Source organism: Streptomyces pratensis (assembly GCF_016804005.1).
GTDB lineage: Bacteria > Actinomycetota > Actinomycetes > Streptomycetales > Streptomycetaceae > Streptomyces > Streptomyces pratensis_A.
Map to the genome: position 1 here is coordinate 2356744 of NZ_CP051486.1, position 20791 is coordinate 2377534.

General features: G+C 70.5%; 18 protein-coding genes. 6 read left to right on the plus strand and 12 right to left on the minus strand.

Annotated features, from left to right (window positions below; genetic code table 11):
• The 5 genes from HED23_RS10200 to HED23_RS10220 all read right to left on the minus strand — a co-directional run bounded on the left by HED23_RS10200 (position 1) and on the right by HED23_RS10220 (position 5765).
• Complete coding sequence (locus tag HED23_RS10200) at positions 1-1005, minus strand: NAD(P)/FAD-dependent oxidoreductase (RefSeq protein WP_203183082.1); 1005 nt, start codon at positions 1003-1005, stop codon at positions 1-3.
• Positions 1006-1191: 186 nt separating this feature from the next.
• Complete coding sequence (locus HED23_RS10205; RefSeq protein ID WP_237667212.1) at positions 1192-2064, minus strand: IclR family transcriptional regulator; 873 nt, start codon at positions 2062-2064, stop codon at positions 1192-1194.
• A complete protein-coding gene (locus tag HED23_RS10210; protein WP_069737873.1) occupies positions 2061-3020 on the minus strand; it encodes a catechol 1,2-dioxygenase in 960 nt (319 codons plus the stop codon). Before HED23_RS10210 ends, HED23_RS10205 begins: the two co-directional genes overlap by 4 nt.
• The gene (locus tag HED23_RS10215) at positions 3017-4402 is read right to left on the minus strand and encodes a peptidase dimerization domain-containing protein (protein ID WP_203183083.1); all 1386 of its coding nucleotides are present in this window, start codon (positions 4400-4402) and stop codon (positions 3017-3019) included. The genes HED23_RS10210 and HED23_RS10215 overlap by 4 nt, the downstream gene beginning before the upstream one ends.
• Positions 4403-4517: 115 nt before the next feature.
• Positions 4518-5765, minus strand: a complete 1248-nt coding sequence (locus HED23_RS10220) for an aromatic ring-hydroxylating oxygenase subunit alpha (RefSeq protein WP_203183084.1) — start codon at positions 5763-5765, stop codon at positions 4518-4520.
• A gap of 161 nt (positions 5766-5926) precedes the next feature.
• Here HED23_RS10220 and HED23_RS10225 point away from each other — a divergent pair, with 161 nt between their 5' ends.
• Complete coding sequence (locus HED23_RS10225; protein WP_203183085.1) at positions 5927-7420, plus strand: AMP-binding protein; 1494 nt, start codon at positions 5927-5929, stop codon at positions 7418-7420.
• A gap of 106 nt (positions 7421-7526) precedes the next feature.
• Here HED23_RS10225 and HED23_RS10230 read toward each other — a convergent pair whose 3' ends face one another.
• The 7 genes from HED23_RS10230 to HED23_RS10260 all read right to left on the minus strand — a co-directional run bounded on the left by HED23_RS10230 (position 7527) and on the right by HED23_RS10260 (position 15240).
• Positions 7527-8474: an alcohol dehydrogenase catalytic domain-containing protein gene (locus tag HED23_RS10230; protein WP_203183086.1), complete on the minus strand. Its 948-nt coding sequence runs from the start codon at positions 8472-8474 to the stop codon at positions 7527-7529.
• Complete coding sequence (locus HED23_RS10235; protein ID WP_203183087.1) at positions 8474-9328, minus strand: alpha/beta fold hydrolase; 855 nt, start codon at positions 9326-9328, stop codon at positions 8474-8476. The genes HED23_RS10230 and HED23_RS10235 overlap by 1 nt, the downstream gene beginning before the upstream one ends.
• 38 nt (positions 9329-9366) lie before the next feature.
• Positions 9367-10215 carry an alpha/beta fold hydrolase gene (locus HED23_RS10240; protein WP_203183088.1) on the minus strand — a complete coding sequence of 283 codons (849 nt, stop codon included), beginning with the start codon at positions 10213-10215 and terminating at the stop codon, positions 9367-9369.
• A 106-nt stretch (positions 10216-10321) separates the two neighbouring features.
• Positions 10322-11101, minus strand: a complete 780-nt coding sequence (locus HED23_RS10245) for an SDR family NAD(P)-dependent oxidoreductase (RefSeq protein ID WP_203183089.1) — start codon at positions 11099-11101, stop codon at positions 10322-10324.
• A 78-nt stretch (positions 11102-11179) separates the two neighbouring features.
• On the minus strand, positions 11180-11977 hold the full coding sequence (locus HED23_RS10250) for an enoyl-CoA hydratase/isomerase family protein (protein ID WP_203183090.1): 798 nt from the start codon (positions 11975-11977) through the stop codon (positions 11180-11182).
• Positions 11974-14289, minus strand: coding sequence for a CaiB/BaiF CoA-transferase family protein (locus tag HED23_RS10255; RefSeq protein ID WP_203183091.1), 2316 nt, complete (start codon positions 14287-14289; stop codon positions 11974-11976). Before HED23_RS10255 ends, HED23_RS10250 begins: the two co-directional genes overlap by 4 nt.
• Positions 14290-14400: 111 nt before the next feature.
• On the minus strand, positions 14401-15240 hold the full coding sequence (locus HED23_RS10260) for an IclR family transcriptional regulator (RefSeq protein WP_203183092.1): 840 nt from the start codon (positions 15238-15240) through the stop codon (positions 14401-14403).
• 476 nt (positions 15241-15716) lie between these two features.
• On the opposite strand from HED23_RS10260, the gene HED23_RS10265 reads away from it, so the two are divergent.
• The 5 genes from HED23_RS10265 to HED23_RS10285 all read left to right on the plus strand — a co-directional run bounded on the left by HED23_RS10265 (position 15717) and on the right by HED23_RS10285 (position 20629).
• The gene (locus tag HED23_RS10265; RefSeq protein ID WP_203183093.1) at positions 15717-16703 is read left to right on the plus strand and encodes an ABC transporter substrate-binding protein; all 987 of its coding nucleotides are present in this window, start codon (positions 15717-15719) and stop codon (positions 16701-16703) included.
• Between the two features lie 143 nt (positions 16704-16846).
• A complete protein-coding gene (locus tag HED23_RS10270) occupies positions 16847-17860 on the plus strand; it encodes an ABC transporter substrate-binding protein (RefSeq protein WP_203183094.1) in 1014 nt (337 codons plus the stop codon).
• Entirely contained in the window at positions 17857-18762 is a 906-nt protein-coding gene (locus HED23_RS10275; RefSeq protein WP_203183095.1) for an ABC transporter ATP-binding protein, read from the plus strand. The genes HED23_RS10270 and HED23_RS10275 overlap by 4 nt, the downstream gene beginning before the upstream one ends.
• The gene (locus HED23_RS10280) at positions 18759-19592 is read left to right on the plus strand and encodes an ABC transporter permease (RefSeq protein WP_069737886.1); all 834 of its coding nucleotides are present in this window, start codon (positions 18759-18761) and stop codon (positions 19590-19592) included. Before HED23_RS10275 ends, HED23_RS10280 begins: the two co-directional genes overlap by 4 nt.
• Before the next feature lie 65 nt (positions 19593-19657).
• A complete protein-coding gene (locus HED23_RS10285; RefSeq protein WP_203183096.1) occupies positions 19658-20629 on the plus strand; it encodes a quinone oxidoreductase family protein in 972 nt (323 codons plus the stop codon).
• The last annotated feature ends 162 nt before the right edge of the window (positions 20630-20791 follow it).

The window sequence follows — 20791 nt, forward strand, 5'->3', positions numbered from 1 at the left end:
TCAGTGCTCCTTCTCGGTGGAGTGGCCGGGGAACAGGGCAGCTCCCGGGTCGATGACGGTGGCCGCGTTGTTGACGGCGGTGGCGGCTTCGCCGAAGCCGACCGAGATGAGGCGGACCTTGCCGGGGTAGTCGGTGATGTCGCCCGCCGCGAAGACCCGTGGCAGGTTGGTCGCCATGTGGGTGTCGACGGCGATCTTCCGCGCCTGGAGGTCGAGTCCCCAGTGCTGCAGCGGGCCGAGGTCGGCGAGGAAGCCGAGCGCGGCGACGACGGTGCCGGCCGGGACGAGGCGGATCTCCTTGCTCGTGCGGTGCCGGATCTCGGCCTGTTCCACCCGGTCGGTGCCGGTGAGCCGGCTCACCTCGCTGTCGGTGACGATCTTCACGCCGAGTGTGCGGACCTTCTCGACGGACGCCGCGTGGGCGCGGAAGCGGGCGGTGCGGTGCACGAGGGTGACCGAACGGGCGATCGGTGCGAGGAGGGCCGCCCAGTCGAAGGCGCTGTCACCGCCACCCACGACCACCACGTCCCGGTCCGCGTGAACGGAGGGGTCCGGCACGAAGTACTCCAGTCCGCGGCCGAGGAATTCCTCTCCGGCGGGCAGCGCACGCGGAGTGAACGTTCCCACTCCACCGGTGATGACGACGGCCCTGGCCCGTACCGTCGCCCCTTGGTCGCTGCGGACGACCGGCATGCCGTGGGCGTCGTGCGTCAGCTCCGTGGCCCGGTGGCCCAGGAGGTAGCGGGGGGAGTAGGGCTCGGCCTGGCCCACGAGAGCGTCCACCAGGTCGCGGCCGCGAACGGACGGGAAGCCGGCGATGTCGAAGATCGGCTTCTCGGGGTACATCGCGCTGATCTGCCCGCCGAGCTGCGGCAGGACGTCCATCACGGTCACCGTCAGGCCGCGGAAGCCGGCGTAGTAGGCGCCGTACAGACCCGCCGGACCGGCGCCGATGATCAGGACGTCGGTGCTCAGGACGCCGGTTTCGTCGGTGAGTTGGCTCATGTCGGTGAGCCTAGGAACGAGGGGCGGTTCTCCCTACGGAGTCGTTCCGGTGAGCAGGACGCGGCTGGTCAGGGGGGTACGGCGAAGGCGTCGCGGCACCAGAACACGGCGAGGGGCCCGCCGTCCGGCGGGCCCCTTCGTGCTCGTGCGAGGTGGCGCGGTCTCGTGCTCGTGCGAGTGGCGCGGCTAGGCCAGTGAACGGCCGATGCCCAGCGCAGCAGTCCGTAGTGCGGTCGCGTGCCCCGCCGCGTCCATCCGGTAGGTGGGTGCGGTGATGGACAGCGCGCCCACCAACGTGGTGCCCCCGGCGAACACCGGGACGGCCAGGCTCGCGTACCCGAGCCGGATCTCCTCGGACTCCAGAGCGATCCCTTCCTGGCGGATGACGTCGAGCTGGGCGCGGAGCCGCCCCGGTGAGATCACGGTGTGCCGGGTGAGCGGCTTGAGGCCGCTGCGGATCACGTCGACGAACAACGACGGCGGTGAGTGCGCAAGGATCGCCTTCCCGGTGCCCGTGCAGTACAGGGGAAGCCGTCCCGCCACCCGTGACTCGGCGTTCAGCCCGCGGTGCGGGAAGATCTTGTCCAGGTAGACGACGTCCAGGCTGTCGTGGATGGCGAAGTGAATCGTCTCCCGTGTGATCAGGAGAAGGTCCTCCATGTACGGCTGAACGGCTTCGCGCAGAATGCGCTGGCGATGTACCCGCTGCCCGAGCTCGAACAGGCGCAGACCGAGCCGGTAGTCGCACCCCTCCCGCTCCAGAAGCCCCCAGGTGACGAGCTCCTGGGCCAGCCGGTGCACCGTGGCCTTGGCCGCCCCCGACCGGCGCACCAGCTCGGCGAGCGAGAGAGCGGCGTCGTCGGAGGTGAAAGCCTCCAGGATCGGACGGACCTTGCCCAGGACGGAGTTCATGGGGTCGGCACCGGCCGCCGCGGCGGCCGCGTCCGAAGCGGCCTCGGATTCCAGCGCCGCTGGGCGCGCGGAGAACGAGCAGGCGTGGGGCGCTGGTCCGGCGAGGAAGCGCTGACCCGACATCGCCACGTCGGCCGGCGCCTTCATGCCGGCTGCTCCGGGTCCGCGTCCACCGGGTCGATGACCGCGACGCCCATCCCGGTGAGCCACTCGGGCATCGGCTCGTACGCAAGACGCCGTGCGGGCGCATGGCCGAGGGCCGCGGCCATCAGCAGCCACGTCCGCAGTTCCTGTGCGCCGTTGCCCGCGGCCTTCTCCAGTTCCTCGCTCGTGAAGTCGGTGATCCGGTGGGCCTCGCCGCGTTCGAGAAGGGTCAGGAACTCGTTGTCGAACTCCGGGGTGAGGGAAGCCTCGGCGGCCCGGATGATCTCGCGGCGACGGGCGTCGTAGTCCTGCCAGTTCTCGCGGCCGTTGAGCCATGCGCCGACCATGAACTCCTCGTCCGCGCCGTGCGGTTCGCGCCAGTTCGGCCAGGGCAGACGGTGGGAGAGCCCACCCGAGCCGACCACGGCGACGCGCCGGTCGCCGGGGAAGGCGAGTACGGCGTCACGAATGGCGCGCCCCAACTGGTCGCACCGCTCCAGGGTCGGCAGCGGATGGGCGAAGACGTTCACCACCAACGGAACGATCTTCACGTCCAGCCCGTCCAGCAGGTACTGGATGGCGTGGGATTGTCCGTGATCGATCTGGAGCCGGGCGGAGAACGCCGGATCGAACCGCCCGCTCTCCACCAGTGAGTCGGCGATGTGCTGAGCCAGGGGCACGTCCACCGGCTGGGGCCCCTTCGGAGTGCCGGACTCACCACTGGCGATGCATTCCCCCACGCCCAGCGTGAACGGCGGGATCAGATCGAGCCAGAAACCGCGGAAGTGGTTCGAGCCGATGAGGACAACTGTGTCGGGACGGGTCCGGGCCAGTTCGTCGCGGGCCGCGCGGAGCGCGTCACGGAAGCGTTCGGCGCGGTCCTTGTGGAGGGTTTCCTCCCAGTGCGTGTTCATCAGCGTGCTGTGGGAGGCCCCCACGCCGAGCACGATCTCGCTCATGCCGATACTCCTTCCGGCTCCACGGCGGGCCCGGACTCCACGGCGGAGTCGCACTCCGCGTGTGAACGGGTGACGGTGTCGACCGCCGTGCGGATCAGATGGCGGGTCAGTTTCTGCATCTCCCGTACGGAGACGGTGTTCATACCGCGGGCGAAGTCGATGTCGAAGGGCGCCTCGGTGACCTTCGGCATGCCGACGCGGACAGTCGGGATGCCGCGCCCGCGGAGGATGTTGGCGTCGGTCGCGCCGCTGTTGCCGTTCACCACCTCGTGCGGGCGCCCTTCGAGGGCTTCCCATCCGGCGACCGCGCTGCGGAAGATCCAGCTCTCCCGGCTGGTGGTGGTCCCCGGGATGGCCAGGATCATCTCGACCGTGGCGTCGAGCCCCGGCATCGCGCGCTTCAGGTCCGCTACGGCCGCGATGAACTCACGCTTCGCCTGCACGGGCGTCGTCTCCGGGGTGATCCGCAGGTCGACCCGCAGGGTGCAGGCCGCCGTGGTCACCGCGGCCGTACGTGGCCAGCCGCCCCGCACCGACGACACGATGCCCTGCGGGGCGACCGTGCCAGTGGTGTGCCGCTCCGCGTACTCGGCGAACCACCGCTCCAGGTGCCGTACGACGTCGCCGGCGCGGCTGATCGCGTTGTCGTACGGGAGCCGGTGGCGCGAGCCCACGTAGGTGTGGGTGCCGTGTACCGTCACGTCGAACCAGACCAGCCCGACCTCTTCCCACGACACGGTCCACCCCGGCTTGGCGATGACCGCGTAGTCGGTGTGGAGGCCCTGCTCGAGCAGGAACGAACAGCCCACTCCCTGACCGGTGTTGAGCCGGTCGCTCCCCGGCCGGGCGTTGGTCGGCATGCCGCCGGCGCCGAACGCGGCCACCAGGTCCCCGGTCAACGGTATTCCGGCCAGCGCGATCGCTTCCGCGGCCATCATCACGCAGGCCGCGTGTCCCTTGGGGTTGGAGGCGCCGAGGCCGGTCACCAGGTCGTCGTAGACGGTGGCCTCGGAGCGCATGTCCTCCCGCAGCGCCGGCCCGATCCACGGCACGTCCTCGCTCTCCTCGCCCACCGTGAGGGTGTCGATGGGCGCGTACAGCATCAGATCGGGCCCGGTGCCGTCGCCTTCGAGTCGCGCCCAGGAGTTCGCCTGGCGTGCGTCGATCGGCTGGCAGCCCGCGCGCAGACCCACCGATGCGAGGCTTTTCGTGATGTGTTGGGCCAGGGGGCGTTCGTCGCCCGTGGGGCTCGAGACGCCGACCAGGCCGACGACCAGCTCACGCAGCCGCTCTTCGGTGACATGTCGCCATGCCTCCGTCACCCAGCCGCGGCGCCGGTCGGTGAGCCCCGAGAGCTCGTCGGGCTCGTTGTCGCCGCTCATTGGTTGACCCGGTGGACCTGGGTCATCGTCGTCCGGGCGAAGCGCCTCTTCGCGCGGGGGAGTGCCACCGCGACGGCGACACCGAGGAGGATCTTGAACAGAGTGCGGGCCATGATCAGGCTTCCCTTTCCGTGGTGTCCATGGCGGGGCCGGTGACGCCGGCGGCAGCGAGCTTCTTGCCGTACTCCTCCTCGCTGAGGTTGCGCCACGAAGTCAGCGACACGTCCGGGCGGTAGAGCTTCTCCGGAGGGGCGTCGGTCACGTCGACCATCCAGGCGTCCTGACCGGAGAACTGGCCGTGGAACAGCCAGCGGACGGCTCCCAGGTACTTGGCGTAGAAGCGGAGCGTGTCCCAGCCCTGCGTGAAGTTGACCATCACGCCGACGTACTGGTGGTTTTCCGCGTCGACCGGAACGTAGAACTCGTAGTGGATGAACTTGGGGTACGCGATCCGCAGCACGCCCGGCATCGACAGGGATGCGAAGCCGGGGAACTCCTGGGCCTCGATCACCGGGTCGACGGCGTCGGTCTTGCCGGTGTTGCCGAGGTTGAACGTCTCCTCCGGCGGCCGCTTCTTCCACCACCGCTTGTTGGACCAGCGGCCCACGCCCGGGAAGTCGGCCTCCCAGTAGACCTCGTCCTGGACGCGGTAGATCCAGCGGTCCTTCGGCACGATCCGGGTGATGTTCCACGTCGGCATCGGCTTGAACAGCCGCCACAGGGCCGTCCGGTGAAGGTACTTGGCGTGTCCCTCGTCGAAGCCGTTCTCGCAGGCGAAGCGCCAGTTGCCGCCACGCGGCTCGATGCGGCCGCCCATCACGAAGGCGTTCGACACCAGCTCCTCGGGAAGCTGCTCGTCGATCGGGTGCGGTTCCTCCTCGGCGACCGGCATGTACACCCAGACCATGCCGAGGCGCTCCTCGACGGCGTACGTGCGCACACCCAGCTTGCCCGTGAGACGGCAGCCGGGACCATCGGTGATGACCGCGGACAGTTTGCCCGTGGGCAGGTCGAACGTCCAGCCGTGATAGGGGCAGCTGACAGTGCCGGGAAACTGCTGGTTGCCCTCGGACAGCGGGACGCCGCGATGCGGGCAGCGATTGTGCAGCGCGTACACCTTTCCGCTGTCACGGATCAGCGTGATCTTCTCGCCGCAGAGCGTGAAGGGCTTGGGGTCGCCGGTGATGTGGCTCGCCCAGGTGACCGGGTACCAGTAGCCGCGGAAGCCTGACGCCGCCTTGTCGTAGTGGGGCCAGGACGACCAGTCCTGGCGGCCGATCTTGTCGGCGGATCCGCGGCGCGCCGGGGTGGACTCTCTCGCGGCGGTCTTCTTCACCGCGGGGGGACGTTCGCTCGTCGTCATCTCGTCGTGACCTCCAGCTCCAGTGGGTCTGCGGCACGAGCATCCGGCGAGACGCTGCGCCTGCCTATGAACCTGTTCCGGTGAGCGGACCGTGGCGGCGGCGGACCGGTCAGCGAACCACTGCTCTTGATCATCCGAAGGCAGGCGAACAGCATCCGTTCATGAACCGCATGACAATTCCCGGCCTGGTCGACGCGGCGGCCGCAGACCACGGCGAGCGGGCCTTCCTCACCGTCGACGGCGTCCGTCGCACCTACGCGCAGACGCGAACGGCCGCAGCCACGATGGCCGGCGCGCTGGCGGACCGAGGCTGTCGGCCGGGGGACCGGGTCGCCACGCTGCTCTCCAATCGCGTCGAACTCGTCGATGTGGTGCTCGGATGCGCCTGGCTCGGTGCGGTCGTGGTCCCGCTCAACACGGCACTGCATGGCCGGCTGCTGCGGCACGCACTGGACGAGTCGGAAGCGCGGTTCCTTTACGTGGAGGAGGACCTGGCCGCGCGTGTGGGCGAGGTGGGATACGCGGGACAGGTATGGGTGGCGGGTTCGTCGTCGGCGCCCGTCCACGGCGTCGCGCGTGCGCTCGACCCCTACCCCTCCCGTCCCGGTGACACGGCCGCCATCCTCTTCACCTCCGGCACCACCGGTCCCTCCCGCGGCGTGCGCTGCCCGCACGCCCAGTTCGTCTGGTGGGGCCGGAACGTGGCCGACTCACTGCGGCTGAACACCGACGACACCCTCTACACATGCCTGCCCCTGTTCCACACCAACGCCCTCCACGCGCTGGCACAGGCGATGACCGTGGGGGCCTCGGTGGTCGTGGATCGCCGGTTCTCCGCGTCCAGGTACTGGGCGCGTGCCGCCGGGGCTCGGGCCACCTGCGTGTATGTGCTGGGCGCCATGGTGCCGATGCTGCTCGCGCAGCCGCCCGGGCCCGACGACCGGGCGCACCGGGCCTGGCGCGGGCTCGGCCCCGGCACGCCCGGCGCGCTGTGGGACGTGTTCCGAGAGCGGTTCGGCGTGACCCTCGTCGACGGGTTCGGTTCCACGGAGACCAACCTGGTCATCGGCTCCGTACCCGAGGACTGCCGCCCCGGTTACATGGGCACGGTGCGCGAAGGCTTCGAGGCACGGGTCGTCGACGCGGAGCTCTCGTGCGTGCCGGACGGAACGCCGGGGGAACTCGTCGTCCGCACCGACCAGGAACATGCCTTCGCCACGGGCTACCTGGACTATGCGGCCCCGGCTCCGGGCGCGTGGCGCCGCACCGGGGACCGCGTGGTGCGCGAGCCCGACGGCTGGTTCCGCTTCGTCGACCGCGTCAAGGACTGCATCCGGCGCCGTGGTGAGAACATCTCGTCCTACGAAGTCGAGATCGCGCTGCGGGCACATCCCGACATCGCCGAGGCAGCCGCGTTCCCGGTCCCGTCCGGACTCGCCGAGGACGAGGTGATGGTGGCGGTCGTCCCGCGCACCGGCCGTGTGCTCGACCCGGCGCAGGTGGCGAGACACTGCGCGACGGAGCTCCCCGCGTTCGCGGTGCCACGGTATGTGGACGTGGTCGCGGCGTTGCCGCTCACCGAGACGGGAAAGGTACGCAAGTCCGTGCTGCGGGGGCGGGGGGTGACCGGGGAGACGTGGGACCGGTGCGGGTAGAGCGCGTACCGGCAGGGCGCGGGGCATGGGCATGTTTCGGGGGCGTGGGAACCCCGACCGGCTCCCACGCCCCCTCACCCGGGCGACGACGTACAGCCCCAAGCTTTCACCCGGGCAACAACACCGCCCGCCCCCGCACCCGCCCGCCGCGCAGGGCGTCGAGTGCCGTGGAAGCGTCTGCCAGCCCGAACTCCTGGACATTCAAGTGCAGTTCACCCTCAGCGAGCCGCCGGACCAGGTCACCGGAAACCTCGCGGGCCCGGCGCTCCTGGCGGATCATGTTCACCGGCACCAGTGCCACCTCGTCGAGCAGCCAGCTCGGCAGATCGAGCTCCACGCCCGAGCCCGCCACATACCCGATGACCACGGCGCGTCCGCCCTGCCGCACCCACCGGCTGCGGCCGACAAGGCCGGCGCCGCCGAGCGTGTCGACGAGCAGCGAGGCCGACCGGTCCCGGGCGAGACCCGCCGCGTCCTCCAGCGTCACGGCCTCCGCGCCCTTCGGCACGTCGGCCAGCTGGTCCTCCCGGCCGACCACACCGGTCACCCGCGCGCCCGCGGCCAGCGCCTGCTGCGCCACCATCGCGCCTACCGCGCCGGCGGCGCCGACCACGACTACGTCCTCGTCCGGGCCGATCCGGGCGACGTCGTGCAGAGCCACGTACGCGGTCGTGGCGGGGACGAAGAAGCTCGCTGCCACAGCGGGGGCGAGTGGAGCCGCGAGCGGGGTGACGGCCTTGCGCTTGACGCTGACGCGCTCCGCCCACGTGCCGTCGCGCAGGAGGCCCAGGCCGCCACCGCGCAGCACGACCTGCGTGCCCGGTGTGAGGCCGGAGTCGGCGTCGGCCTCCAGGACCGTGCCCGCCCCCTCGACACCGCCGACGTACGGCAGTGCGGGCTTCAGCTCGAAGTCGCCGGTGGCGACGGTGGCGTCGAGGTGCGAGACGCCGCCCGCCGTGACCTGGACGAGGACCTCGCCCGGTGCGCGAACGGGCTCCGGGACCTCGTCGAGGACCGGAGCGGCGCCCCACGCGTGGAACCGTACGGCCCGCATCAGCCGGCCGCCTTGGCGATGAATTCGAGGCTGATGGGGTTGTAACGTTCGGCCTGCTCGTGCTGCGGCCAGTGCCCGCAGTCCTCGAACAGTTCAAGGCGTGAACCGCGGATGCCCTCGTGCAGCGCTGTCGCCTCGGGGGTGTCGCCGAACGGGTTCTGCCGTCCCCACACCACCAGCGTCGGCTGGGTGATCCGGGCCAGGTGCTCGGGGCGCAGCAGGTTGCGCTGACGGCGTTCCATGTCCTGGAGGGAGAGGAGGTTGTCGACGCCCGCGACGAACTCCGGCGTGTGGTAGATCGCGTGCCGGACCTCGACCAGTTCCTCGGTCGCGGAGGCGTCGTCGGCCATGAGCAGCCGCATCCGCTTGCGGGTCAGGTCGATGTCGTCGGAGGTGACGGCCTTCTTGGTGCTGGTGCGGATGCGGTCCATGACCTCCGGGTTGGCCACGGTGCCGCCCGAGCAGAGGAGCTGGAGGCTGCGAATCCGCTCGGGGTGTTCGATGGCGGCGCGGGCGCCGACCCAGCCGCCCAGGGACTCGCCGACGACGTGCACGCTGTCGACACCGACGGCGTCCAGGTAGTCGAGGAGGTGAGTGACGTAGTCGCCGATCTCGTACGGCTTGTCGGGCTTGCCGGTGTAGCCGTGGCCGAGCATGTCGATGGCGTGCAGGTCGTAGGCGGCGTGCGCGGTGATGTTGCGCGCGAACGCCTCCAGGTGGCCGCTGGTGCCGTGCAGGAAGACGACGGCCTGGGCGTCCGGGTCGCCGGCGCGCAGGGTGCGGGTGGGGACACCACCTGCGTCGACGTACTCGACGCGGAAGGGGGTGGGGCTGATCTCGGTCCAGATGGACATGTGCACTCCGTAAGACGGTCGGGGAGGGTGGGAAAGCTTCAGTTCCAGGAATCGAGGAAGCCGCTGACCACCGAGTGGTACGCCTCGGGGCGTTCCTCCTGGAGGTGATGGGAGGCGTGGTCCATCACGTGGAGGTTCCCGCCGGGCACCATGCGGGCGAGCATCAGTGGGTAGTCCGGGGTGAGGAACGCGTCCTGCATGCCCCACATGAACAGCGTCGGAGCCTGGATCCGGCCCAGCTCCTCGGTGAGGTCCTGCCAGTCGCCTCGCGGCGAGTCGGACATGGCCGCGAGCGCGCGCTCGCCTTCGTCGAGGCTCTGCTCGTAGCGCAGCGTCAGCGTCTCCTCGGGGAGCTTCGCGCCGTCGTACCACTCCAGCTTTGTGATGAGCTGGCGCATCTTCTCGCGGGTCGGGCCCTCGCCGCCGTAGTAGACGTCCCGGGCCGTGCGGCCGCGGTGGCCGTTCTCGGGAAGCGGGGCGAGCGGGCCGTAGAAGACGGGCATGCTGCCGGTGATGACGAGGGACCGGACCCTGTCCGGGTACTTCGCCGCGAGGTTGAGGGCGATGGTGCCGCCCCACGAGTTGCACACGAAGTCCGCGCGGTCGACGCCGAGCGTGTCGAGGAGACCGACCGTCCTCGCCGCGTGGTGGTCCCACATCGGGCCCTCGATGCGGGACTTCTCCGATTTGCCGTACTGGTGGATGTCGACGAGCAGACAGCGCCGGTCGGCCGCGAACAGGGGCGCGACGGGCCCGAAGTCGCTCCACGCGGTGCATCCGGGTCCGCCACCGTGCAAAAACACCGTGTCGGGCCCCGATCCGAGGTCGTGGTAGTGGTAGCGGATGCCCGCGCCGTCCGCGTAGCGGCTCTCCGGTGCTGGTGACATGCGAGTCCTTCCGTACGAATGCGGGGGTACGGTGTCGAGCCCATCACCGCGCCGGGCGTGGGCCCAGCTCCTCGGTCCGCTCAGTGAACCCCTCCCGCTGGGCGGCTCACTGGGCGGTGTATCCGCCGTCCACGTGCACCACCGCACCGGTGGTGAAGGATGATCCGGCGGCGAGCAGGGGGAGTACCGCGTGCGCGACGTCCTCGGGTCTGCCCCAGCGGCCCAGCGGCACCTTGGTGGTGAAGGCGGCCTGGGCGGCGGCATCGCTGGAGGTGTCGCCCTCGTTCATGGGCGTACGCACGGGGCCGGGGGCAACGCAGTTCACGGTGACGCCGGTTCCGGCGACCTCCAGGGCCACCGACCGGGTGAGCGCGGCGACCGCGCCCTTGGTGGCGGCGTATCCGCCACGCTCGGGGGCGCCGGTCGAACCGAGCACGGAGCCGATCGTGACGATGCGCCCGTGACCGGCGTCGAGCATGCCGGGCAGGACCGCGCGGATCGCCAGCCACGTCCCTATGACGTTGGTGTCGAGAGCGGCTCGGAAGTCGTCAGGCGTCAGGGCGAGCACCGAGCCGCGGGCCAGGCGTCCGGCTGCCGTCACCAGGCCGGTGACCGGCCCCCAACGGTCCGTCGCCAGGCCCACGGCCTCGGCCAGCGCCTCCGGTTCCGTGGTGTCCGCGACGAGCGAGAGGTGCGTGTTCCCGGGAGTGCGCCCGAGCCGGTGCCCCGCCGTGCGGCACCGTTCCGCTGAACGCCCGGTGACCACGACGGGCCTCCCGGCGCGGGCTACGGCCTCGGCGACCGCGAGGCCGATCCCGCTCGTGCCGCCCGTGATGAGCACGGGCCCGGCCTGTGTGACTTCCTCGATGTGGTGTGCACAGATCATCCGGCGAGCATGCGGAACGGCCGGGGATACGCCAACGCGGGTGGTCCGGCCACCGGGCCACCCGCGTCGGGCCTGTCGTCACCGCCCGGTGAACACCGGCGCCCGCTTGTCGAGGAATGCCTGAAGCCCCTCCGCCGCGTCGGCCGTCCCGGTCAGGTCGGCGACGCCCCTCTCCTCGCGTTCCAGGGCCTGTTCGACGGGCAGCCCGTACCCCTCGTCGACGACTCGTTTGAGCAGCCCGATGGCTGCCGTGGGCTGCGCGGCGAGCCGACGGGCCCGTTCGGCCACCACCGTGTCGAACTCGGTCTGCTCCACCACGAGATCGACGAGTCCGAGCTCCAGAGCGCGCTGCGGCCTCAGACCTTCCCCCTCGATCATCAGCCGCTTCGCCATGTGCGGGCCGACCAGCCGGGGGAGGCGCTGACTGCCGCCTGCCCCGGGGAACAGCCCGAGCCGCATCTCCGGGAAGCCGAACGTGGCCTCCGCCGACAGGACCCGCAGATCGCAGGCGAGTGCCAACTCGGCCCCTCCGCCGAGCGCGTGGCCGTTCATCGCCGCCACGACCGGCTTGGGTGCCTGCTCGATCACCCGCTGTACGTCGATCCAGCGGCGCATCTTCGCCTGGTTCGCCGCGGAGAGGTCGCGCATCACTGCGATGTCGGCGCCCGCGATGAAGAACCGGCCCGTGCCGGTGATGACGACACAGCGCACTTCAGGGTCGGCGGCGAGCGGCCGCAGGAGGGTAAGGAACTCCTCGATCATGGCCGGGTTCACGGCGTTCGCCTTGGGCCGGTTCACCCGGATCGTAGCGACGGCGCCGTCACGCGTCACGTGCAGTACGGAGCGCTTCTCCTCAGGCATCCTGGCCTCGCTCATTCGGTCACTCCCTCGGCGGCCAGCGCCACCAGCTGCTCGTCGTTCAGGCCCAGCAGTTCGCGCAGCACCTCGTGCGTGTGCTCGCCGAGGAGAGGCGCGGGACGGTCGAGCCCGCCGGGTGTCTCGGCAAGCCGCGCGACGATGCCCTCGTGCCGGACCGGCCCGGTCAGGGGGTGGTCCAGTACGGGATAGAAGCCGCGGGCGGCCAGCTGTTCGTCGGCCTCGACAAGGTCCTGCCCGGTCGCCACGACTGCTGCCCCCACCCCCTCGGCCTGGAGCAGCTCGGCCAGCTCGTGACCGTCCTGCCGACTCGTCCACGCGGCGAGGGCCGCGTCGATCTCGTCCTCGTGCGTGCGCCTGACATTCACATCGCCTTCGGCGCAAGGGAGACCGGCGAGGTGCGCCAAGGTGCGCCACTGCGCTTCGTCCGTCACCGACACCGCCACCCATCGGTCGTCCCCGATCACCGGATACACGCCGTGTGGCACCGCATGGGGTGAACGGTTCGGGTGTGGAGGGGTCCGGGGATCGGGCGCGCCGGTGCCGAGGACGGGTTCCAGGGCCGCCGGGCCCATCGTCGCGGCCATCGCCTCCAGCTGTGACAGGTCCACGTGTCCGCCGGCGCCCCGGGCCAGCAGGTCGAGCGTGGCGAGCACCGCGGAATTGGCCGCGATCATGTCGCCGAGCCCGAACGTCAGGCCCTGTGGCGGGCCTCCCGGATCGCGGGTCTCACTGGACAGGCCCGACATGGCGGCGAGCGTGTCGGCGAATGTCACGGCGGTGCGCCAGGGCCCGGTCTGCCCGACTCCCGCCATCGACACCAGGATGACGTCCTCGTTCAGTGCGCGCAGCGAGGCGTAGTCCATGCCCCATCGGGCGAGCACGCCCGGGCTGAAGTTCTCCACGACGACGTCGCAGTGCGGGACCAGCTCGCGCAGCAGCCGGCGGCCCTCCTCGGTCCGCAAGTTCAGGGCGACGCCGCGCTTGTTGCGGTTGAAGTTGAGGAAGTAGCCACTGTCGTCGGGGTCGGAGCCCGGCCGTAGATGCATCGACGGCGCGAAGCGCGTGGGGTCCTGGCGGTGCCGCGACTCGATCTTGACGATGTCCGCACCGTGCTCTCCGAGCTGCTTGGTCACGTAGGGTCCGGCAAGCACCCAGGTGAGATCGAGGACCCTGACCCCTGCCAGAGCCTTGGACCGCGGCCCCCCGTCACGGCCGCGCGCCTTTCCCGGCCCCGACGTGGGCCATGGGGCTTCGCCCGGAGCGACCTGCCGGAGCGCGGACAGAGTAACCGGCCGGGGCAGCGCCGCCCACGGAAACCCGGCGTCCTCGACGCCGCCGTCCGGCAGCCCCGCACCGGTGATGGTGACGAGAGACGCGCGATCGCGCAGTTGCGGGTTGGCCGTAAGCCGCTCGGGCGGTGCCACCTCCGCCCATGGCAGGGCACGCTCCCTTGCCTCGGCGGCGAGCGCCGCCGCCGGGCGCCGCGCCGCGAACCGCTGCACGACAGCGTCCACGTGGGCGCGCTGCCGCCATCGGAACGCGGCGTCCTGCCAGTGCTCGTCGAGAAGGTCGTCCGCTTCTCCCCCCTCGGCCATCCATGCCAGCAGGCCCGTCCACATCCGGTCGCTGCCCGAGTAACCCCCGGCCACGTACCCGTCCGCGGCGTCGAAGATCCGGTGGGCGACGTGCTCGTACACCCCTCCGTTGCGTACGGGAAATCGTCCGGCGTGGATCCACGCGAGCGCGGCGGTCTCCAGCGTGGCGGCGGTGGCCTCCTGCACGGAGACGTCCACCAGCTGAGGGGTGCCCGACACCACGGCCAGCAGTGCCCCGATCGCCGCGTGCGCCCCGGCGGTTTGCAGTGCCTGCTCACGCGGTGGCGGCTTGGGCTGCCCGTCAGGGCGCCCTCCGAGCCAGGTCATGCCGCCGGCCGAGGCCAGGATCAGATCGTCACCGACCCAGTCGCGGCGCGGTCCGGTCAGCCCGAAGGGTGTCACTACCACGTGCACGGCGTGCGGCCAGCGGGAGGAGCCGTCCCGTCGCAGTCCGCGCAGCCGTGCCACGGGTCCGCTCTCCAGAACTATGTCGGCAGCCGCCGCAAGCGCTCCCAGTTCCGCCGCGTCGCGTACCGGCGTCCAGCGCTTGCCCGCGTGCCAGTGGGCACGGGCCGCCGGGCCGAGACCCGCGCCCGAATCGGTCCGCACGACGTGGGCTCCGATCCCCACGAGCAGCCGGGCACCCTGGAAGGCGAGCTCATCGGTCAGATCGAGCACGCGCAGCGGCGTCGCATCCGGTTCCGTTACCACCACGGCTTCTCCTCCCATGTCCGCAGCCTTTGCGGCACCTCACGATCACCGTGGGAGGAGAAGCGGGCCACCACCTTGTTCCGCTGGCCGGACCGGGTCCGCTGCCGTGTGCCGTCAGCTCGCGACGGCCCGCACAGCGGTCGGCCGGCGTTTCGGTGTCCGCGCCGCGCGAGCGGGGTCGTACGACGTCTTCTGCGCGACACCGCGCCCGATGCTCTCCGCCGTGGCCTGCACCGCCGCGAGGTATCGGTCCACCGACACCTGCGCGACCGGCCCGGTGACCGAGAGTGCCGCGTACTGCGACCCGGGCAGCGCCACCGGTACGGCGAGACTGGCGTACCCGGCCCTGACTCCCCCGATCTCCAGCGCGTATCCCTGGCGTGCCGCCGTGGCCAGCCGCTGGGCCAGCACCCCGGGGTCCGTCACGGAGCGGGCGGCCAGCACCGGGAACCCGGCACGGGCGATGTCCGCGACCCGCTCCGGCCCGTCCGGGGCCAGGGCGAGCAGCAGCTGACCGGTGGCCGTGCAGGATGCGGGCAGCCTGCCGCCGACGTACGAGTGTGTGAGCACGTTGGCCTCACCGGCGATCTTCTCCAGGAAGAGCACATGGGTGCCGTCGAGGATCGCCAGGTGCACGGCCGTGCGGGTCCGGGTGAACAGGTCGGTCATCAGGGGGCGGGCCACGCTGCGCAGGACGGCGGACGCGGGTACGCGCTGTCCGAGGTGGAAAAGCCTGATGCCGAGTTCGTACGTGTCACCGTGCCGGTCGAGCAGCCCCCATTGCACCAGTTCCTGGGCGAGGCGGTACGCCGAAGCCTTGGGCACGCCGGACCGGCGGCTCAGCTCGCTCAGCCTCAGCCGGCCTGCCCCCGACTCGAACGCGGCGAGGAGCAGCTGAGCCTTGCCCAGGACGGAATTCGGAGGCAGGACGTCCTCGTCGTCGTACGACTCCATCAGCATCCCCTTAATTCGTCGCATGGCGGTACAGGCCATTTGACGTGCAGCAACGCCATGTTGCATAGAGAGGAAGATAACCATCGGGCAACGGACGTCGTGACGTTCTCCTTCCGGGGCCGGTCGGCGCCCTGGGCGCACCGCCCCGGGTCGTTCGAGATGTGTGCGAAGAGCAGCGACTCCAGTCCGACGAGCGCCATCCCACGGTCAGCAGCGCAACCGGCAGGAAGTGCTCGGTGGCGGCCACCAGCGCCGTCGCCACCACCGGCGCTCGTGGCTCAGCGTCGCCTGATGTACCTCCGAGGAGTAGGCATGAGTGCTCCTCGCCGCTCGCCTGCGACAGGTGGAGCGTGCGAAGCGGCACATGCTGCCTCGACCATGCGGTCCGCCAGGTGGGACACCGTGCTTTCCGTCGGCCTTCCGGGATGTCAGGTTTCCGCCACCTCGACATCACTTCGACCCGGAGGTCGTTTCCGATGTTCCGTCTCCACCGCACGACCGGGCGCTTGGCGGCCGCCGGGCTCCACTCGCTCGTACTCCTCCTCGCCACCGCCTGCGGCGCCGGTACCACCGATTCGGCGGGTTCCACGGGCGGCGGGAGCCCGACCGTCCGAATCGCCCTCGGCGTCGACGCCTCGTACGCCCCGCTGTATCTCGCCGCCGAGCGTGGCATGTTCAAAAAGGCCGGCCTCGACGTACAACTGATGAAGGTGGAGGGCGGACCCGCCGCCGCCCAGGCGGTCACGGCCGGTTCCGCACAGATCTCCGCCAACGCCGACTCCACCGCACTGCCGCAGATGGTGAGCAACCCGCGTCTGCGTGCCTTGGGCGTCTTCCAGTCGTCGGGCCGCTACCTCAAGGTCGTTCTACGCGAAGGCATCACCGCACCGCGCCAGATCAAGACCATGGGCTCGATCCAGGGCCTCGGCTTGTACGCGACGCACGAGTACCTGCGGCACCACAGCGTCGACCCCGACTCCGTGAAGATCCAGCAGAGCGCGCCGCAGGAGATCCCCACCATGCTCCAGCGTGGCGACATCGACGGCTATATCCTCTTCGACCCCTGGGTGAGCAAGGGCGTCGAGGCGGGGGGACACATCGCCGGCTCCATCGGCGACTTCGGCGTGACGTACAGGCAGTGGCTTCTCGCGGACGACAAGTGGCTGAAGGACAACCAGGTACTCGCCGGGAGGGTCTTCAAGGTGGTCGCCGAGGCCGACCGGCTGGTGGCGAAGGACCCGCACGCGGCAGCCCTGGCAGCGCACGAGCAGGCCCAGCTGCCGGTCGCGGGAACAGAGAAGGCGCTCGGCGAGATCTCGTTCGAGTCCCGGGCTCTGACGACGGCCGATGTCGCGTCCTCGCGCCGGATCGTGGACTTCCTCCTGGAGCAGCACCTCATCAGAAGCGCTCCTGAACTCGACACGGTACTTCTGCGCGGTTGGTACGACAGGTATGCCGGATGACCGGCTCAGACGAATCATTCCCCGGCCGGTCCGCTGAGCGGACCGCCGTGCATGCACCTGCCCTCCGACCGGCAGTAGCGTGCGCCAACTCCCCAGCCAGTAACCCGATGACCTGCCGAAAAGCGTCCCGATCCGAGGTGGCCATGAAGACCGCGTCTCACCCGAACACCCGCCCGACAGGGCGCATCACCGGCTCCGCTCTCCTGACCGCCGCACTGTTCGCGGCAACCGCGTGCGGCGCGGGCACCACCGACGCGGGGGCCGGTTCGGGCTCCGGCGGGGCGGGTGAGCACCTTCGCATCGCGGTCGGTGTCGACGCCTCGTACGCGCCGTTCTTCGTCGCCGGTGCCGAGGGTCTGTGGGCCAAGCACGGGGTGGATGTCGACCTCGTACAGTTCGCCAAAGGCGGGGAAGGCGTCGACGCCCTCAATGCCGGACAGGTCCAGATGGCGGGGAACTCCGACGCCACCACCATCGGGCTGCTCGGACAGAGCCCGGACCTGCGCTCACTCCTCGTGTACGAGGACTCCGGGCGTTACCTCAAAGTCGTTCTGGCGCCCGAGGTGAAGTCACCGTCCGAGATTCGCAAGATGGCCGTGGTGCCGGGCCTGTCCGAACTGGCCGCCACGCGTTTCCTGGAATCGAAGGGCATCAAGCCGGGCTCGGTCGAATTCGTCACGGCCGACCCCGCCGAGATACCGGCCCTCACCAAGAAGGGCGATGTGGACGCTTACGTCCTGTGGGAGCCGTGGCCGGCCAAGGGAGCGGAACTGGGCTTGCGAATCCAGGAGACCACGGGCGACTACGGCCTCAGCTACCAGCACTGGCTGCTCTCGACCTCTTCCTGGCTCGAGGACCACAAGGACGTCGCCGCCAAGGTGGCCGCGGCCCTCGCGGAAGCGGCCCGGAAGACCGAGAGCGATCCACAGGCCGCCGCACAGGCCACCCAGGACGCCGCGAAGATCCCCACCGCTCAGACCGTGAACGCGGTGAAGGAGATCGACTTCGCCGTCCGCGACTTCACGGCCGAGGACCTGAAGGGCTATGAGGACACCGCCCGCTTCTACTCGGACACCGGCAAACTCAAGGCCCGCCCCGACGTGACCCGCGCCATCCAGCGAGGCTGGCTTTCCGACAACACAGAGGTGTCCCGATGACCGAGGCGACCAAGGGGATCGAGAAGGAGACGGCACCGGCAACCGACGTCGGAGCCACCACCGGGACCGGCCCGCGCAGTGAAGCGGCGGCCGGACGGGGCGCGGCTCTGCGCGTCGAAGGAGCGGGCATCTCCTTCGGTGACTTCCGGGCCGTCCAGGGGATCGACCTGGACATTCCAGCCGGCGAGTTCCTCTGCCTGCTCGGTCCGAGCGGCTGCGGCAAGTCGACGCTGCTGTCTTCCATGGCCGGCTTCGTCCAGCTCAGCGACGGGTCGCTCACCGCGAACGGCGTCCCCGTCAACGGCCCCGACCCCGAACTCGGCATGGTCTTCCAGAGCAGCGAGGCCCTCTTCGACTGGATGACGGTGCACCAGAACGTCGCTTTCGGGCCTCGCATGCGCGGCCGCAGCCGCACCGAACAGAACCGGGTGGCCGACGAGTTCCTCGGACTGGTCGGCCTGCGCCACTGCGCGGACCGCTATCCCGGCCAGCTCAGCGGCGGTATGCGCCAGCGCGTCCAGATCGCACGGGTCCTCGCGAACGAACCGGGTGTCGTCCTCATGGACGAGCCCTTCGGCGCGCTCGACGCGCAGACCCGGCAGGTACTGCAACAGGAGACGGCTCGCATCTGGCGGGCGTCCGGCTGCACCGTCGTCTTCGTCACCCACGACATCGACGAGGCGATACTCCTCGCCGACCGGGTTGCCGTCATGACAGCGGGCCCAGCGGCCTCGATCAAGTCCCTGTACACGGTCGACCTGCCGCGTCCGCGTGACGAGTCCGGCCCCGCGGCCCGGCGCCTGCGCGACCGGTTGCGGGAAGACATCGGAGAAGAGGTCCGCAAGGCCATGCGCGATCAAGGACTCGACGACCGTTTCGACCGAGAGGCGAAGGGCGCATGACGATCACCACAACCGAGGCTTCGGCCCCGCCCCGCACACGCACCCGCGCGCGCCGTACCCCTGGGGTGAGTGGCGGACAGGGGCTGCGCACCCTCGGCCTGTACGGCTTCGCCGTCCTCGTCGGCCTGGGTGTCTGGCAACTCGTGGCCATGAAGTACGGCCCTTCCCTCGTCGCCTCCCCGAGGGAGACCCTGTCGGCGGCCAAGGAACTGGCGTCCGACGGCACTCTGGGCAATTCGGTCATCGCGTCCAGTCGCCGCATCCTTATCGGCTGGGGCCTCGGCGTCGTGGTGGGTGCCCCGGTCGGCCTGCTCATCGGCCAGATCAGGATCGTCCGCCAGCTCCTGGAGCCGTACATCGAGTTCTTCCGCTTCATCCCGCCGGTCGCCTTCGTGACCCTGGCCGTGGTGTGGCTCGGCATCGGTGAGACGTCGAAGGTGGTACTGATCTTCTACACGGCCGTCTTCATCGTCACCCTGAACACCAGCGCGGGCGTGATGGCCGTCAACGAGTCCAAGCTGCGGGCGGCGGCCAGCCTCGGAGCGAGCCGCCGCCAGATTCTGCAGCGCGTCGTGCTGCCGTCCACCGTTCCCTACATCCTCACGGGCGCTCGCCTGGCCATGGGTAACAGCTTCCTGACGATCGTCTCCGCCGAGATCGTCGCCGCCCAGGTGGGCCTCGGTTCCCTGATCTGGACCTCTCGCAATTACGGCCGCATCGACTGGGTCTTCGTCGGCATCATCACCCTCGGAATCCTGGGTCTCGTCTACGACCGTGTGCTGCGCCTGGTCGCGATGCGTGTACTGCGCAAGTATGGCGTTAACGTGTAAAGGGGGAATGGTGATCAATAGGGGAGGCGCAGTGACCAACGGGGGAAGATCGGAGAACACAGCACGTGAGCACTTCCTCGACCACATCGCGCACGCTGGTCCTTGAGCAGTTCGGTACCCTGCCGCGGCTCGAGGAGCGGGCCGTGCCCGAGCCGCAGCCCCGGCACACCCTCGTCCGGGTGGCGGCGGCCACCGTGGCCCACCTGGACCTGAACATCCTCGACGGCCGGTTCGGCATCCTGCCCGAGTTGCCGTTCGTCCCCGGCACCCAGGGCAGCGGCTACGTAGTCGCGTCGGACACGCACCCCGTGGGCGCCCTGGTACGGCTGCGCGGTGAAGGGCTCGGGCTCAGCCGGGACGGCGCCTGGGGCGAGCACGCGCTCGTCCCCGACGCCGCCGTGGAGCCCATGCCCGAGGGCACTGACCCCGCCCTGGCCTGCATCTACTTCTCGCCGGTCGGCACCGCCTGGGCGACCGTCCACTCGATTGCCCGGGTACGGCCGGGGGAGCGGGTGCTGGTCACCGGCGCGTCCGGCGCGGTCGGCGCCATGGCCGTGCAGCTCGCGGCGCGCGCCGGCGCGGAGGTGATCGGCACGGTCGGGCGTCCCGCGAAGCTGCCGCACGTACCCGGCGTCGCCAAGGCACTGCTCGCCTCGGACCTCTCCGAGGAAGCGATCGGCGGCAAGGCCGACGTACTGATCGACACGGTCGGCGGCTCGATCCTGCGCCACGCCCTCACCCTGGTCCGCCCGCGAGGCCGAGCCGCTCTCCTCGGCTACACGGCCGGCCGAGAGCTCACGCTGGACCTCGCGGACTTCTTCCTCGCCGACGTCTCGTTGCTGCCGGTGAACATGATCTCCCGCGGGGCGGAGGTCGCCCCCGACGTGTTGCGCCTGCTGCCCGATCTGTCGACGGGCGCGTTGTCGCTGCCCTGCGAGAGCTACGCGATGGATGCCCTCGGTGAGGCAGTGGGGCGGCTGCGCACGGGTGCGGCGGTCGGGAAGATCGTGCTCCGGATGGGGAACGCCGGACACTGAATTCCCCCCGAGCGGGAGGGTTCGCGGCGAGCACGGGGCCCGGCCGGTGAAGTCCGGCCGGGCCTCGAGCGTTCGGCGCCGACTGGGTCCCCCGGTCCCGTGCTCATGGGCCCCCTCACGCACCCGGGTTTCAGTGGTCGTCGCAACACCCCAGATGAAGGG

Coding starts and splice junctions, on each gene's coding strand:
- HED23_RS10230 (WP_203183086.1), bottom strand. CDS start 8,474: ATGCGGGCCGTACGGTTCCACGCGTGGGGCGCCGCTCCGGTCCTCGAC.
- HED23_RS10245 (WP_203183089.1), bottom strand. CDS start 11,101: ATGATCTGTGCACACCACATCGAGGAAGTCACACAGGCCGGGCCCGTG.
- HED23_RS10250 (WP_203183090.1), bottom strand. CDS start 11,977: ATGAGCGAGGCCAGGATGCCTGAGGAGAAGCGCTCCGTACTGCACGTG.
- HED23_RS10205 (WP_237667212.1), bottom strand. CDS start 2,064: ATGAAGGCGCCGGCCGACGTGGCGATGTCGGGTCAGCGCTTCCTCGCC.
- HED23_RS10225 (WP_203183085.1), top strand. CDS start 5,927: ATGAACCGCATGACAATTCCCGGCCTGGTCGACGCGGCGGCCGCAGAC.
- HED23_RS10210 (WP_069737873.1), bottom strand. CDS start 3,020: ATGAGCGAGATCGTGCTCGGCGTGGGGGCCTCCCACAGCACGCTGATG.
- HED23_RS10275 (WP_203183095.1), top strand. CDS start 17,857: ATGACCGAGGCGACCAAGGGGATCGAGAAGGAGACGGCACCGGCAACC.
- HED23_RS10265 (WP_203183093.1), top strand. CDS start 15,717: ATGTTCCGTCTCCACCGCACGACCGGGCGCTTGGCGGCCGCCGGGCTC.
- HED23_RS10235 (WP_203183087.1), bottom strand. CDS start 9,328: ATGTCCATCTGGACCGAGATCAGCCCCACCCCCTTCCGCGTCGAGTAC.
- HED23_RS10215 (WP_203183083.1), bottom strand. CDS start 4,402: ATGAGCGGCGACAACGAGCCCGACGAGCTCTCGGGGCTCACCGACCGG.
- HED23_RS10280 (WP_069737886.1), top strand. CDS start 18,759: ATGACGATCACCACAACCGAGGCTTCGGCCCCGCCCCGCACACGCACC.
- HED23_RS10240 (WP_203183088.1), bottom strand. CDS start 10,215: ATGTCACCAGCACCGGAGAGCCGCTACGCGGACGGCGCGGGCATCCGC.
- HED23_RS10260 (WP_203183092.1), bottom strand. CDS start 15,240: ATGGAGTCGTACGACGACGAGGACGTCCTGCCTCCGAATTCCGTCCTG.
- HED23_RS10270 (WP_203183094.1), top strand. CDS start 16,847: ATGAAGACCGCGTCTCACCCGAACACCCGCCCGACAGGGCGCATCACC.
- HED23_RS10200 (WP_203183082.1), bottom strand. CDS start 1,005: ATGAGCCAACTCACCGACGAAACCGGCGTCCTGAGCACCGACGTCCTG.
- HED23_RS10220 (WP_203183084.1), bottom strand. CDS start 5,765: ATGACGACGAGCGAACGTCCCCCCGCGGTGAAGAAGACCGCCGCGAGA.